The organism is Phyllobacterium sp. SB3 (genome assembly GCF_040009165.1).
Lineage (GTDB): Bacteria > Pseudomonadota > Alphaproteobacteria > Rhizobiales > Rhizobiaceae > Phyllobacterium.
On sequence record NZ_JBDYKI010000005.1, the window covers coordinates 269,743 to 284,351 of the forward strand.

14 protein-coding genes and 1 pseudogene are annotated in these 14,609 nt (G+C 59.9%); 10 read left to right on the forward strand and 5 right to left on the reverse strand.

Going from position 1 to position 14,609, the window contains the following annotated elements:
* Nucleotides 1–173 precede the first annotated feature (173 nt).
* A complete protein-coding gene (locus ABKW30_RS20105; protein ID WP_348600694.1) occupies nucleotides 174–1,100 on the forward strand; it encodes a LysR family transcriptional regulator in 927 nt (308 codons plus the stop codon).
* 61 nt (nucleotides 1,101–1,161) lie between these two features.
* Here the strand turns inward: ABKW30_RS20105 and ABKW30_RS20110 are convergent, their stop codons facing one another.
* Nucleotides 1,162–1,575 (reverse strand): carboxymuconolactone decarboxylase family protein, encoded by a 414-nt coding sequence (locus ABKW30_RS20110; RefSeq protein ID WP_348600695.1) that lies wholly within the window; start codon nucleotides 1,573–1,575, stop codon nucleotides 1,162–1,164.
* Nucleotides 1,576–1,629: 54 nt separating this feature from the next.
* Nucleotides 1,630–3,279: a carboxylesterase family protein gene (locus ABKW30_RS20115; protein WP_348600696.1), complete on the reverse strand. Its 1,650-nt coding sequence runs from the start codon at nucleotides 3,277–3,279 to the stop codon at nucleotides 1,630–1,632.
* 145 nt (nucleotides 3,280–3,424) lie between these two features.
* Between ABKW30_RS20115 and ABKW30_RS20120 the strand changes: the two genes are divergently transcribed.
* The 4 genes from ABKW30_RS20120 to ABKW30_RS20135 all read left to right on the forward strand — a co-directional run bounded on the left by ABKW30_RS20120 (nucleotide 3,425) and on the right by ABKW30_RS20135 (nucleotide 7,158).
* Nucleotides 3,425–4,315: a LysR family transcriptional regulator gene (locus ABKW30_RS20120; RefSeq protein WP_348600697.1), complete on the forward strand. Its 891-nt coding sequence runs from the start codon at nucleotides 3,425–3,427 to the stop codon at nucleotides 4,313–4,315.
* Nucleotides 4,316–4,781: 466 nt separating this feature from the next.
* The gene (locus ABKW30_RS20125; protein WP_348600698.1) at nucleotides 4,782–5,183 is read left to right on the forward strand and encodes a transposase; all 402 of its coding nucleotides are present in this window, start codon (nucleotides 4,782–4,784) and stop codon (nucleotides 5,181–5,183) included.
* A complete protein-coding gene (gene tnpB / locus ABKW30_RS20130; RefSeq protein WP_348600699.1) occupies nucleotides 5,180–5,533 on the forward strand; it encodes an IS66 family insertion sequence element accessory protein TnpB in 354 nt (117 codons plus the stop codon). The genes ABKW30_RS20125 and tnpB overlap by 4 nt, the downstream gene beginning before the upstream one ends.
* 68 nt (nucleotides 5,534–5,601) lie before the next feature.
* Complete coding sequence (locus ABKW30_RS20135; protein WP_348600700.1) at nucleotides 5,602–7,158, forward strand: IS66 family transposase; 1,557 nt, start codon at nucleotides 5,602–5,604, stop codon at nucleotides 7,156–7,158.
* Between the two features lie 73 nt (nucleotides 7,159–7,231).
* Here the strand turns inward: ABKW30_RS20135 and ABKW30_RS20140 are convergent, their stop codons facing one another.
* Entirely contained in the window at nucleotides 7,232–8,176 is a 945-nt protein-coding gene (locus ABKW30_RS20140) for an SDR family NAD(P)-dependent oxidoreductase (RefSeq protein WP_348600701.1), read from the reverse strand.
* A gap of 159 nt (nucleotides 8,177–8,335) precedes the next feature.
* Between ABKW30_RS20140 and ABKW30_RS20145 the strand changes: the two genes are divergently transcribed.
* From ABKW30_RS20145 to ABKW30_RS20160, 4 genes are all read left to right on the forward strand, one after another.
* Entirely contained in the window at nucleotides 8,336–9,235 is a 900-nt protein-coding gene (locus ABKW30_RS20145) for an AraC family transcriptional regulator (protein ID WP_348600702.1), read from the forward strand.
* Between the two features lie 149 nt (nucleotides 9,236–9,384).
* Entirely contained in the window at nucleotides 9,385–9,837 is a 453-nt protein-coding gene (locus ABKW30_RS20150; protein WP_348600703.1) for a MarR family transcriptional regulator, read from the forward strand.
* 18 nt (nucleotides 9,838–9,855) lie between these two features.
* Nucleotides 9,856–10,413, forward strand: coding sequence for an isochorismatase family protein (locus ABKW30_RS20155; RefSeq protein WP_348600704.1), 558 nt, complete (start codon nucleotides 9,856–9,858; stop codon nucleotides 10,411–10,413).
* A gap of 89 nt (nucleotides 10,414–10,502) precedes the next feature.
* Nucleotides 10,503–11,855 carry a DHA2 family efflux MFS transporter permease subunit gene (locus ABKW30_RS20160; protein ID WP_348600705.1) on the forward strand — a complete coding sequence of 451 codons (1,353 nt, stop codon included), beginning with the start codon at nucleotides 10,503–10,505 and terminating at the stop codon, nucleotides 11,853–11,855.
* Between the two features lie 217 nt (nucleotides 11,856–12,072).
* Here the strand turns inward: ABKW30_RS20160 and ABKW30_RS20165 are convergent.
* Both ABKW30_RS20165 and ABKW30_RS20170 read right to left on the reverse strand, forming a co-directional pair.
* A pseudogene (locus tag ABKW30_RS20165) lies at nucleotides 12,073–12,186 on the reverse strand (DUF2274 domain-containing protein); the annotation flags it as partial.
* Between the two features lie 90 nt (nucleotides 12,187–12,276).
* Nucleotides 12,277–13,230: a LysR family transcriptional regulator gene (locus tag ABKW30_RS20170; RefSeq protein WP_348600706.1), complete on the reverse strand. Its 954-nt coding sequence runs from the start codon at nucleotides 13,228–13,230 to the stop codon at nucleotides 12,277–12,279.
* 380 nt (nucleotides 13,231–13,610) lie between these two features.
* Between ABKW30_RS20170 and ABKW30_RS20175 the strand changes: the two genes are divergently transcribed.
* Nucleotides 13,611–14,417: an SDR family oxidoreductase gene (locus ABKW30_RS20175; protein WP_348600707.1), complete on the forward strand. Its 807-nt coding sequence runs from the start codon at nucleotides 13,611–13,613 to the stop codon at nucleotides 14,415–14,417.
* The last annotated feature ends 192 nt before the right edge of the window (nucleotides 14,418–14,609 follow it).

Consider the following 14,609-nt stretch of genomic DNA (forward strand, 5'->3'; position numbering starts at 1 on the left):
AGTTGCGCGCTGAGGGATTTCATAAGGCGAAGCATCCCGATGCCCCCGCAGGAACACCAGGAGGGATGTTTGGTTCGATGCGTAAAAGGCGACGAGGCGCCAGCAAGGATTGCGAAGGAGCAGATCATGCACCGGTCCTGCTTTCGCGCCGCTCCGGTGGGGGGGGCGGCGGAATGATGCATGCCCTCCGGCAACTGCGTTACCTCACGGTTGCCGCCCAGGTGGGCAGCTTCAGGCGCACCGCAGAGATGTGCCAAGTCGATCAGTCGAACGTCAGTCGTGCACTGAAGCAACTTGAAGACAATCTTGGAGTGGCGCTGTTCGAGCGGGCTCGCAGCGGCGTGCGGCTGACGCCGGCCGGACAGCAGTTCCTAGCCGAGGTTTCGCCGGCTCTCGAACAGCTCGAGTTCGCAAGGCGCTCAGCGCGGGCTGCACGGAGGGCTGAATCGGGCTTGGTGCGGATCGGGATTCTCACCTCGCTGGCGGGCGGCTTCCTGCGCCATCTCGTCCAGAACTATACGGTAAAGCATCCACGGGTCACCATTGACGTTCGTGACGGCGGCCGGCGCGAGCATCTGGCGGCGGTCAGGGCTCGGCGCTTGGATGCCGCCGTCATCACAGGCGCTGGTTCCGTTCCGGGATGCGAAACGCGAGAGCTATGGCGCGAGCGCGTCCATGTCGCGCTGCCTGAACGCCACCCGCTGGCCGCCAGAGCCAAGCTCGACTGGCCGGACCTCAAAGCGGAGCATTTCATCGTGAGCCGGGGCGAGCCCGGTCCCGAGGTGCATGACTATATCGTTCGCCGATCCGCCGACTACAGCACCTATCCCGAAATCGAAGAGAAGGCGGCGCTGCAGGATACGCTCATGAACCTCGTCAGCCTTGGCCAAGGCATCACTCTGGCCTCAGCGGCGTGGACATTCGTGAAGGTGCCGGGGCTGGTGCTGCGGCCGCTGACCGCCCGAGCGGATATCGTGCCGTTCAGCATCGTGTGGTCATCGGCCAATGACAATCCAGCCTTCCTGAGATTTCTGCAGACAGCCCAATTGCTTGCTAGCTGCCGGCGCGGCACTGTCGCCGAAACAGCGCGGAGCCGATGACTTCGCCAGTTTGATCGGGGTGGCTTACCTCGGTCTAGCAGGAGTTAGTGCAGAGGCTTTCCTATAGCAGGCTACGGTCGCGCTTGTCGTGAGAGTGTTGATCGAGCTTATCTTGCTCAATGACCTTGGCGGCAGCCGCGAGCGCAGTCGAAACCGCGGGGAAACCAACATAAGGCAGCGCCTGCACCATCGTCTCCTCAATCTCCACCAGCGTTAGACCGTTCCGCAGACCTGCGCGCATGTGGATCGCAAACTCATCTGGCTGCTTCAGGGCCACCATGACCGTCAAAGTGATCAGGCTGCGCGCCTTCCGGTCCAGTCCCGGGCGGGTCCAGATTTCACCGAAGGCATGATCGACGGCAAAGCCCGCAATAGCTGCGCCGAAGGTGTCTGACTCCGCCGCACCGATTAGATTCTCTCCTTCTGGTCCCATTATCTCACGAAGGGCGCGCTGACCTGTAGAGCGTCTTGACATGGCATTCTCCTACTCTGGAATGGCTTGGCGCTAGGCATTTCTCGCCTCCGCCCTTTATCTCAAATGTTTGATGCTTTCCCAAAATTCACACTGGTTGTCTGCGGCGAATCTGTCGTCAGAGACGGTCGTCATGCCCTGAAGGTCGGCAATCACGACAGCAGGCTGGGCCGTCCGATTGTATTTCGGCCAAGCATTGTCATCCTGCCCATTCGGCGAGCCTGTGCGTGCAAAGTTGGTCCAGGCAGCGATCAGCGTGTTTGACAGCCTGGTCTGTTTCGCATTGAGCGGATGGCTTATGCCGGACGGTCCGCCACGAAATCCTCGAAACAGGTACTGGATATCCGCAGTATGGTCGGCCAGCGGTTCGAACCCTTCCATTACAGGAAGGTTTGACGGCGCGGTGCGGTCGTTGAACTGATATGCATAGACCGGCGAGACCTTCGATAGGGAGTTGAGCCGATCGCGGGTCGCGCACTGGAACCAGGGGCCGCCCTGCGTACCGATCGCCGCAATGGCGAGCTGTGGGGTGCGATAGTGGGAGAGCGGGTAGTGCTTTCGGATTGACTCTTCGACACTCTGAATTCCTCCAGCGCGCGCCGCGACGAACATTTCATAGTCGTCTGCCGTCAGCGGTGTCTTTCTGCCGGATATGAATTGCTGGACGCCGGTCAGGAAGTTCCATTCATCTCGCATAGTGCTGCTAAGAACAGGCACGTGGGAGAACTTGCCCTCCTCGAAGACCGCCGACAGTCCTTCGGCGGGTACGACCGTCCCATCGGCGACAACTCCGTCATTGGCGGGATATTTTCCTGCCGTGCCCTGGACGGCCATCAGGCGTTCCACGGGTAGCCGGCGAAGGCAGGCGACGGACTGCGGTTCGTTTCCGCATCCGGCCTCTTCGGAAAAGCGTAAGCCCAGCGCTTCGGCTTCCTTTAACGGTGTGGCTTCTTCGACGCCGCTTTCCATGATGGCTTTATGGAAAAGTCCTTTTGCTAGCGGCGACGTCATGTGCGCCTGAACGTCGAATGACCCGGCGGACTGGCCAGCAATGGTGACGTTCCCAGGATCGCCTCCGAAAGCCGAGATGTTCTTCTGCACCCACGCAAGGGCCATCTGTTGATCGAGCAGACCGTAGTTCGCGAATGGATGCCCTTCCGCGTCGAGATCGGGGTGGGCGAGCCATCCGAGAACTCCCAGTCGGTAGTTCAATGTCACCACGACGACGCCGCCACCGTTCACCAGCGAGCGGGGGTCGTACGCATCGGCCGCCCCTGTGAAATTACCCCCGCCGTGAAACCAGACGATCACCGGCAGCCGCGCCGAGGCGGCAGCCGTGTCTGAGGTGACGACGTTCAGGTACAGGCAGTCTTCATTGTTGTTCGGCGGGCCTGCGAAAGTCGCAAGCGTGTTGATCTGCGCGCACTGAGGGCCGAACTTCGTCGCGTCGCGCACGGCGCTCCACCTGGGTTCGGCGACGGGCGGACGCCAGCGTAGATCGCCGACAGGCGGCTTGGCATAGGGGATGCCGCGAAACTGGAGCGTCCCGTTTTCCTCCAGCCCTTCCATCGGACCAGTAGGCGCGTCGATTCGAGCAGAACGCATTTCCTTGGGCCGCGCATGCGAAGCGATTGCTCCCGCCATCAAAGCCGCCACCGCAGCGGCAAGAAACAGCTGGTAGGTCCGTCCGCATAGGGGTGTCATCATTTTGCTGTTCGTCTCTCTCGTTGTGACCATATCCCACCAACGCCGTGCGATATTGCACAATGTCCGTCGGCGATTTAAGCATGCCTGAAGGAAAGATCGCTTTAAACTGTCGGTCTGCACACAACGAATGTGAGAAAACGCACCATTGGACCACTGGGACGAGTTGCGCATGTTTCTAGCCGTCGCGGAAGGTGGCACCGTTCGCGCGGCGGCGGATGCACTCGGCGTCAACCACGCGACGATCATCCGTGGCATCGGAAGGTTAGAGGAAAAGCTGAACGCTAAGCTGTTCGACAAGCTGTCCACTGGATACCGTCTGACGGATGCCGGAGGTGATATCATTGAGCTTGCGGGACAGATGGCTATGGCATCATCGCAGATCGAGGCGAGGATTTTCGGGCGCGATCAAAGTGTTTCGGGGCCGTTGAGGTTCACGCTTCCCGTTTCGCTGGCGACGGACCTTCTGATGCCAACGCTGGCGGCATTCAGGAGTGCCTATCCGGACATCGCCCTGGAGATCATCGGGTCGGGATCGGTGGCCAATTTGCTGAACCGGGAAGCAGACGTCGCCCTGCGTGTGGTTGTTGGCGATGGAACGCCGCCCGACAATCTCTATGGCACGAGGCTCTGCGAGTTCCACATGGGCTTCTATGTCAATCGCGAGCATTTGGCGGCCGGGTCGTCGATCGCATGGCTGCTCGGACCCAACGAGATCGTACCCTTCGACTGGCGACCGGAGGGCGGCATCGCGATGGCGGCGACCCCGATAAGGTTTGCGGAGATGCGCTCGCAGTTCGAGGCGGCCCGCGCTGGCATGGGAATTACGCTGCTTCCGTGCTTTCTGGGGGATGCCGATCTGGTGCTCGTTCGCGTTCCGGGGAGCCCGACAAGGCGCGCCGGCGACGTGTGGCTGCTGACGCATGGCGACACACGGAGAACGAAGCGCGTGCGGCTCCTTTGCGATCATCTTCGCACGGCTATGCTAGGATTGGCCAAAAGGATGACCGGACAGATCGAAGATACTCCGATCTGCTAGAGGCATCGCAGTATTCGGCAGCGTCGCCACTGCCAATCTCCGATCTGTGCCCTGTGGCGAGCTTGGAGATGACACGAGATTTGGCCTGAGACGGTTCGTGGCCTCTCCGGAGGAAGATTATGAACGTCAGTAGACGAAGCTGCCGAATATGCAGTGGAGCTTCACAAGCGCTCCGCTGCAGAGATCGCCCGAAAGGAGCACGAGCGATCGGCGTTCTTCAATATCTAAGTCATCCGGTCGGCCGCATTGTAGTTAAGTCAAATCGCTCGCCGCTCTTGAATGATTGGCGGGCCTTGCACAGCCTCGAGCAGAACTCCCATCCGTTCCTTGGAAACGAGATCTTCGCACCTCGTAAGCATGATCGCCTGGGCAAGGCAGCAAAGTAACCGGTGTTCTATGCCCACGTTGCGCCTTCCTGCGTCATCTGTGATCGCCTTCCCATGGATGAGCGACAAGGAGTTTCTCCATGGACACTACATTGGAGGTTCTCACGACGCGGCGGGGCCGACGTGAGGGGCAGCGGTACTGGCCTGATGAGGTCAAGGCCAGGATCGTGTCCGAGAGCTTGCGGCCGGGTGTGACGGTGAACGAGGTGGCGGAACGCTACGGGCTAAAACCTAACCACCTGTCGTCTTGGCGAACGCTGGCACGGGAGGGCAAGCTGGTTTTACCTGCGCCGGAAGACGTATTCGAATTTGCGTCCATGGTTGTCGAGACGTCCGCATCACTTCAGACGCAGGAGCCTTCGACGGCTAAAGCAGCGTCCCGCGCCGAGATTGTGGTCGGACCAGTCACGATCCGTCTTGAGGAAGGAGCGTCTGCTGCGCGGATTGCTGACATCGCGCGTGCCTTGGCGGCCACACCATGATCTTTCCATCAAACCGCGTGCGGATAGTGGTGGCGACGAAGCCCGTGGACTTCCGGAAAGGTCATGACGGATTGGCAGCGCTTGTAAAGAACGAGCTACACAAAGACCCGTTCACGGGAACGGTCTTCGTGTTTCGATCTCGTAAGGCAGATCGGCTGAAGCTGATCTACTGGGATGGCTCTGGTATCGTCCTGGCCTACAAGCGGTTGGAAGAGCACACCTTTACCTGGCCCGGCATCAAGGATGGACTGATGACGCTGACCCACGCCCAGTTCGAAGCCCTGTTTGCTGGCCTCGATTGGCGGCGGGTTCATGCGGTCAAGGCGAGGACGCCGGAGACCATCGAATAGCTGCGGCACGATGACTCAGGGCTGCAAAATCTAAGGCAACTCAGGTTGGGATTTGGTAGGTTATGGCCATGCTCAATACCGCCGATCTTCCCGATGACGTTGCCGCCCTGAAGGCGATGGTGATTGCGGCGCAGGCACGCGAAGTAGGCAAAGACGCCCAGATCGCCCGCAAGGATGAGCGGATTGAACGGCTTGAGAAGCTAGTAGCGGCCTTCAAGCAAGCAGCCTTCGGACGCAAATCCGAGAAGACCAATCCCGACCAGTTCGATCTGGCGCTGGAAGACTTAGAAACGGCCATGGCAGTGATTCATGCCGAAGAAGAGGCAGACGCTCACGCTGGTAGCAGAGCCACCAAGCCCCGCGCGACCAATCGTGGCTCGCTTCCTCAGCATCTTCCCCGTGTCGAAGAGATCATCGAACCGGAAAGCCTGATCTGCGCCTGCGGCGGTTGCCTGCATCGCATCGGCGAAGATGTCTCCGAGCGGTTGGACCTCGTCCCGGCGCAGTTCCGCGTCATCGTCACCCGTCGGCCCAAATATGCATGCCGTACCTGCACCGACGGCGTTGTTCAGGCACCGGCTCCAGCACGGCTGATCCAGGCAGGCCTGCCGACCGAAGCGACGGTCGCCCATGTGCTGGTTTCCAAATATGCCGATCATCTTCCACTCTATCGGCAGGCGCAGATCATGGGCCGCCAGGGCATCGATCTCGACCGCTCTACGCTTGCCGACTGGGTCGGTCGGGCAGCCTACGAGCTGCGGCCTGTGTTCGATGCGCTGATTGCCGACCTAAAGCGCTCAACCAAGCTCTTCATGGACGAGACCCGTGCTCCGGTGCTTGATCCCGGCTCGCGCAAAACCAAGACCGGATACTTCTGGGCGCTGGCTAGAGATGATCGCCCATGGAATGGCGGCGCTCCGCCTGGGGTCGCCTTCACCTACGCGCCCGGTCGGGGAGGCATTCATGCCGAACGGATATTGCAGGGCTTCTCCGGCATCCTGCAGGTCGATGGCTACGCCGGATATAATCGGCTGATCGGGCCAGACCGTATCGGGCCGGACATTCGGCTTTCGTATTGTTGGGCACATGCTCGTCGCAAGCTGGTCGAGATCACCCGTAACGGATCGTCACCCATTGCCGAGGACGGCGTCAAACGGATCGGTGAACTGTATCGGATCGAGGCCGAACTGCGTGGCCTCGATCCAGAGGCTCGCCTTGTCGGGCGGCAGGAACGGTCAGTGCCGCTGGTCGCCGACATGCACGCTTGGCTTGTCCATCACCGCGCCCGCGTCGCTAGCAAGTCGCCTCTGGGCGAAGCACTCGCCTATGTCGCCAAATACTGGGACGGACTCCGCGCCTTCCTGACTGACGGTCGAATTGAGATCGACAACAACACCGTCGAACGAACTATCCGGCCGATTGCTCTCAATCGCAAAAATGCTCTCTTCGCTGGACACGACACCGGTGCCGAGAACTGGGCGACCATCGCGTCGCTCATAGAGACCTGCAAGCTCAACGCCGTCGATCCACTTGCCTATCTGACCGCAACGCTGACCGCCATTGTTAACGGTCATAAGCAAAGCCGGATCGACGGTCTCTTGCCATGGAGCCATCCGGCTACGTAAAAACGTGCCGCCCCAATGCGGTCATGGGCAATGAAGGCACCGGCCAAGAGCAATCTTCACCGATGCCATCCACCTATAAGAAGCGTTCTCCCACAAGCTCCTCACTCTTTTTCCAAAGTAATTTGGCGCGTTCAGGATCAAGGGCATAGGACATCACCCCAATACGAATGCCGGGAGCGTCGTCAACTGGCGCGATCTGGCAATCCTGACAATAGCGACCGCCGACAGATTCACCGTCGGCAACCACTGCGGCCCAGACGGAGGTTGCAGCGACCTGAGGGATCGTCTTGAACTCGAATGTCTGGCCAGCCGTCGCGAGTTCCGTGGCGATCCTCTTGCCAAGCACAGCGAGGTCATCCTGCGACAGATGCTGCGCTAGATTTGTATGGGACACGCCTGGCATCAGGGATGTGGCGCGGATACCGCGACCGCGATGGCGACGATCAAACTCTACGGCGAAGAGGATAACGGCCGTCTTCGAACCGCCGTAGCTAACCCATGGGTCATAGGACCGATTTTCGAAGTTTGGGTCGGCGAGATCGACATCCGCCCAGCGATGGCCATTCGACGAGACCGTAACAAGGCGACCGCCGTTGCGGATCAGGGATGCTATCCGGTTGACGAGCACAAAGTGGCCTAGATGGTTCGTTCCGAACTGGGTTTCAAAACCGTCCGCCGTGTGACCGAAAGGCGTGGCCATGACCCCGGCATTGGCGATAATGCCGTCGATTAACACGCCATCCGCCACAAGCTTGTCAGCGGCGGCGCGGACGCTCGTCAGGTCTGCCAGATCGACTGCAAGCAGATCGACTTTGAAGCCTGCCTTGTCTGTTGCCGCTCGGGCCTTTTCCAGATCGCGGGCCGTCCCGATCACCTGAGCACCATGCGCGACCAAGGCACGGGCCGTCTCCACGCCTATGCCTGACGACACCCCCGTTACGAGGTAACGTTTACCCGTTAGATCGATACCATCGAGAACCTCATCGGTAGTCGATTTCGCACCAAGAATTTTTGTCATCTGGTCGTCCAATTCATAAAAGTAAACGGGGCGATTGCACCGTCTCGACTTGCCCAATATGTTGGTTTTTGCCATTATTCGCGTGCCAAATTCGCTTTTATCATTGCCCAATCGGATCAGATCATTGCAAGCCGCTGAGATGCATGTCACAGCTATGGCATGGAAGATTTGCTGGAAAAGATGCGCGACCGCGTTCTGCGCCATACCGATGGAATCAGGATGAGGACGGCGATTCCCCGCGTTGGCATTGGCGTTGTCTCGGACGGCTCCGCACCGACGGCAGGGACCTGTGGGCAGGGCGTGTGCCTGGTCCTACAGGGCGCAAAGCAGATGCTGGTCGGGGAGAAGATGCTTCGCTACGAGGCCGGAAGCTGTTTTGCGTCGCTCGTCGAACTACCGACGACGCGCTATGTCTTTGAAGGAACTCGCATCAGCCCCTATGTGGCAACAAGCCTAACGATTGATAAGGATGCCTTCAACGCCCTCGTTGCCGACGTGCCCTCCAGTTCAACGAACAGGGGCACTTCAGCCTTTAGTGTCGCGTTGGCATCCCGTCAGCTTGTCGAAGCCTGGGACAACTATCTCGCCTTGCTTGATACGCCGGAGGACATCCCCGCACTGGCGGCATCGCGCGAACGTGAGCTGATGTATCGACTTCTGCAAAGTCCGCACGGCTCGCTGCTCCGCCAGATAGGGCGTGAAGAGGGAAAACTTTCTAAAGTAAGGGAGGCAATCGAATGGATACGCCAGCACTTCGACCAACCCCTAGAGATTAAAGACGTCGCCGAGCGGTCAGGAATGAGCATTCCTTCCTTCAATCGGCATTTTCGGCAAGCAACATCCACAAGTCCACTCCAGTACCAGAAGATGCTTCGTCTTCACGCTGCCCGCCGTTTGCTGGCAGCCGATACAGATGCGGCTCACGCGGCGTTTGAGGTGGGATATGAAAGTGCATCGCAGTTCAGCCGGGAGTATTCCCGTTTATTCGGACGACCACCCAGACAGGACGCGTCTCTGCTGCGCAAAAATATCGGGTCGGCTGCTGATGTCATGATCTGAAGACTCCTCACTGATTTCCCCTGACACAATTGTAAATGATCGAAGTCAAGGTGTGAGGGGGACGGCGCTTACGCAGCAAATGGCACACCTGATTTTCCATATGTAGAAAAACTTTGAAGTTTAGCTTCATATATGCCATTCTCGCGAGCATGAAAGCAAAGTCAGTCAATTCCGAAGACACTGAGGTTTCCTCGCTCACCGCAGAGCTCCACATCGTGATTGGTGCGCTCAGCAGGCGCCTTCGTGAGGAGGCAGATACGGGCGATCTCACGCGGGCCCAAAAGTCGGTGCTCCTACGGTTGGAGCGCGACGGACCCACGACCGGAAGCGCGCTGGCGCGGGCGGAGGCTATGCGGCCGCAATCGATGGGCGCGATCATCGCAGTCTTGGAGGCTGCCGGGTATGTAGCAGGCGCTCCCGATCCTTCGGACGGGCGGCAAACCATCATCTCGCTCACTGATCATTTCCGCACTTGGATCAGCGCGGCGCGCACGGCGCGGCGGGACTGGCTACTGCGCACCTTGCAGGCACGACTGACGGCGCAGGAGCAGCATCAGCTTGCTGACGCTGTGGACCTCCTCAAACGCCTCCTCGACTCCTGACAACCATAAGGCTCCCCCATGACCGTCACGACGCTAGATCCTAAAACCGCGCTCATTGTCATCGACCTGCAGAAAGGCCTCGTCGGCTTGCCAACCGTACATCCCATGGACGGCATCCTGACTTCTGCCGCTGTTCTGACTGCCGCGTTCCGGCGCCACGGTTTGCCGGTGGTGCTAGTCAACGCCACGGGCGTCGCGCCGGGCCGCACCGAACAGAGCCGCAGCCTCGATGGTTTGCCGGCAGATTGGGCTGATCTCGTGCCTGAGTTGGACGTGCAACTTAGCGACCTTTTGGTCACCAAGAGGACGTGGAGCGCCTTCACACATACCGATTTGGAGGCGCAGTTGAAGGCGCTAGGCGTCACCCAGGTGGTAGTCGCCGGTGTCGCCACCAGCATGGGCGTGGAGTCGACCGCCCGCCACGGCTATGAGCTGGGACTTAACGTCACCCTTGCACTTGACGCGATGACGGATCTGAGCCCCGAGGCACACGACAACAGCGTTACCCGGATATTTCCACGATTGGGCGAAACCGGGTCTACTCGCGAAATCGTCAATCTCCTCCATTGCGCATGAGTCCGTCATCGAAGGCGAGCCGGTTGCCGTTGTCTGGCGGCGACGATCGAGCTGATCGGCTCCCGCCTCGCGTTTGGAAAGTGGTCTCGGTGGCGGCAATCGGCTCGTTCATGGCGCAACTCGACGCCACGGTCGTCAATGTGTCGCTCGCTCCTCTTGCTGCCGATCTGCACGTCAGCCTGTCGGCAATCCAGTGGGTGACAAGTGGCTATCTCTTGGCGCTTGCACTGATGCTGCCGATAAACGGCTGGCTCGTCGATCGCATCGGCGCCAAGGCTCTGTACGTCTGGTGCTTTGCGGCCTTCACACTCTCTTCAGCGCTGTGCGGCCTGGCATGGTCCTCCAATTCGCTAATCGTCTTCCGTGTCCTGCAGGGCATGAGCGGCGGCTTGCTTGCACCCATGACGCAGATGATGATCGCCCGCGCTGCCGGCAAACACATGGCGCAGGTGGTCAGCGTCGCTGCATTGCCAGTCCTGCTGGCGCCGCTTCTCGGTCCCGTCGTCGCCGGCGCCATCCTTCAGTTCGCCTCCTGGCGCTGGCTTTTCCTTATCAATCTGCCGGTCGGCGTACTTGCGCTGGCGCTGGCGGCGGCGTTCTTGCCCAACGACGCGCAAGAGACGCGCCCTCGCGGCCTTGACCTGCTCGGGCTGATCCTGCTGTCGCCGGGGCTGGTGCTATTCCTCTATGGTTCGGAACATCTGGGCGAGCGGATTGGCATCGCGACCCTGACAGTCTCCATCATCCTGTTCGGGCTGTTTTACCGAACCGCGCGCGCGAAAGGCGACGCGGCTTTGATCGATCTGCGGCTGTTCAAAGACCAAGCATTCTCTGCCTCGATCGCCGCCATGTTCATGCTCAACGGCATTTCCTTCGCCGGCCAGATGCTCATTCCGATCTATCTGGTCCGCGCATGCGGCCTGTCTCCAAGCCAAACCGGGTGGCTGCTGGCACCGCTGGGGTTGGGCATGATGTGCACCTATCCCTTCATGGGTCGCCTCACCAAAGAGTTCGGTATCCGTCGGGTCGCGGCAGCGGGGGCCCTCTTGGCCCTGGCCGGGACACTGCCGTTCGCCTTGCTAGCCTACCACGGCCTGATCGTCACTGTGCTCGTGGTAAGCCTTTTTGTCCGGGGCGTGGGCCTCAGCGCTATCGGCATTCCGTCCGTCACCTCGGGCTATGCATCGGTGGACCGCCAGGACCTACCGATGGCGACGACTGCCATGAATATCATCCAGCGCTTGGGTGGCCCGACCCTGACGACGCTCTGCGCGGTCGTTCTCGGGTTGCGCCTTGCCGCCACGCCCGGCGTTTCGACGACATCGGACGCCTTCATCGCGGCATTCGGTCTGCTCTGCGCGCTACACGTGCTTTTGTTCCTCGCCACCCTCCGCCTCCCCCGGCTGCTTCCGCAAGCAGAACCCTTGCCAGAGCGAGAGTAATCGCTCTTGGCTGATAGGCTTGCTTGCTTCGTTTCGCCGGCTCTCATGCCCAGCGGTCGCTTGCCGGGCTAGCATTTTGGCACAGGTTGGGGGGCTGTCCGAAAGTCTACTTTAATCAGGGCGGCTGCATGTACAGCACCCCGCTCGTCGGGGGTGCTGTGCTTCGCCCGCCACCGCCACCCCCTCTCGGGTCCCCGGGAATTCGAGTATCATCCCGTTGACGGCGTGCATTCGGAAAGCCGCGATCGGTCGCGATGAAGCGCCGAACCGTCGATGCGATCAGCTCGGCCGGACCAGTAACCGGCTGCCCAGTTTCGCGAGCCAAGAACTCTTCGTCTAGCGCTAGCGACAGCGCGACGATGTGGGCGCCCGCATCGGGAGCTGCCCGGCACGCCTACCAGACATGCTCCGTTAGTGCTCTTTAGCTAACGATGGTGGCGCTGCCCTCAATTCGCCGGTCAACCGACCGATGATCCATGTCACGGAGTCCAGTCTCCTTCATGAGATTGATGAACGCACGCAAGCTGGCGGGCACGTGACGATTGCTCGGGTAGTAGAGGCAGAGACCCGGACCAGGTGGGCTCCAGTCCTCGAGCACCGAGACCAATTCGCCGGTCCGGAGGAACGGCTCGACCGCCGGTTCAGGGACGTAGGCGACGCCAAGTCCGTCCAAGGCGGCTTGGATCGTCAAGCCGGCATGATCCAGGGTCAGCGCCCCCGGCACGTCGACGACAGCCTCTTGGCCGAACCTCTCGAATTCCCAGCGATAGCGTTTCCCACTCGGAAGCCGTATGCGGATGCATCGGTGATGGTGGAGGTCGTCGGGGGTCACAGGCCGACCGTGACGGGCGAGATAGTCTCGCGATGCGACGGCAAGAAACCTTACGTTTCCCCCGAACCGGACCGCGACCATGTCCTTGGGCGTCGCGTCGTAAAGACGGACACCTGCGTCAAAGCCCTCCGCCACAATGTCGATCAGCCGGCTGTCGGTCACGAGATCTAGCTCGACCTCAGGATGTCGCGCGAGGAATTGCGGGACCACCTCAGCCAGCAGGATGCGTAAGGCAATTTCATTGGCGTTGATCCTTAGCGACCCGCTAGGTCGCCCGCGGTCATCCGACACTTCGTCCAGCGCCGTGTCGAGATCGCGAAGCGCCGGGAGGATGCGTTCTAGGAGGCGCTGGCCCGCATCGGTAGGGAAGACGCTGCGGGTCGTGCGGTTGAGCAAGCGGACGCCGAGACTTTGCTCCAGCGCTCGCATGGTATGGCTCAATGATGAGCGCGACACGCCGAGTGAATCAGCCGCGGCCCGGAAGCTGCGGTGTGCGGCTATGGCGGAGAAGGCGATTAGGTCGGCGAACGTCGCTTTGGGCATTGGTGTCAATTCTTCACAAGGTCATGCCGTTTGTAGCGTATTCTCACACCAGTCTGAAGGGCTATATTTCTGGAAACGAGCAAGAAGGACCGCAATGCCGGATACGTGGTTCCCAGTAGGGCAGCCCGGCTGCAGCCTCGTACTGCGGGAAAGTCTTAGCCCACCAGGAGCTGGAAGTTGAACAAAAAGACCGCGACGCCTCCAATCGAAGCCACGATGTCGCAAGCTTCGATCAAGCTGTTTTTATCAAGGACATTACGGGCTTCTTCTCTAAGTGGCGCATCCGAAAATGCTGTTAAGAAAAAATCAGGACCCAGCCACGAATACGGAGGTCACCTCTCAACGCAAATCAAGAGACGCAGCTCTCATGGAAGACCAACATGACCAATACGGTCCTGATTACCGGTGCGTCGAGCGGCTTTGGCAAAGATGCCGCACTGTTGTTCAAGTCGAAGGGCTGGAACGTCGTGGCAAGCATGCGTTCGCCGGAAAAAGCTGAAGCGTGGACTGTGCCGGCGGGACTGTTCGCGCCAAGGCTTGATGTGACAGATCGTGCTTCTATGCAGTTTGCGATCGATGAAACCGTTAGCCGGTTTGGCGGGATCGACGTCCTGGTCAACAACGCAGGCTTCGGGTTAATGGGCCCGCTCGAAGGCGCATCACCTGCCGATATTCGACGCGAGATCGACACGAACCTGATGGGCGTCATCGAGATGACACAACTAGTCCTGCCCTTGATGCGAGCGGTCAGAAACGGCGTGATCATCAATGTCTCGTCACTCGGTGGCCGGGTGACCCTTCCCCTCTTCTCGACCTATCACGCAACGAAGTTCGCGGTGGAGGGCCTGACCGAAACCTTGCAGTACGAGCTGCAGGGGCATGGCATTCGGGTGAAACTGGTCGAGCCGGGCGGCTCGCGGACCAATTTTGATGGCAGTAGCATGGTTCGGACGCCACACCCCGCTTACAAAGCCCTTAGCGATGGCTTTGACAAAACTTGGGAAAAAACAGCGGCCAGTCTTCCCGGTCCCGGGAAGGTGGCGCAAACCATTTATTGCGCGGCCACCGACGGAACGAAGCGTCTGCGTTACCCTGTTTTGGCATTCCCCTTTCTCACCATTCGCAACCTTGTTGGCGCGCGCGGATGGAGCGCCCTCATGAAGGCAATGGCGCGGCGCATGAATTGACCGTCGGGCAACGGGCTTTGGAATTGAATCGAGAGTCTTGCGGGCAACTTCCTAGATTGCTGGCGCACTATGACCGGCTGCAATCGCACTCCTTTTGGCGTCAGTTGAAGACGGGATCACCGGTTAGCCGCCGAGCATGGTAGCTTTCGGCGTGCAGCCGAATCCCTCAACGTCTCTTAGTCATCCGCTAGT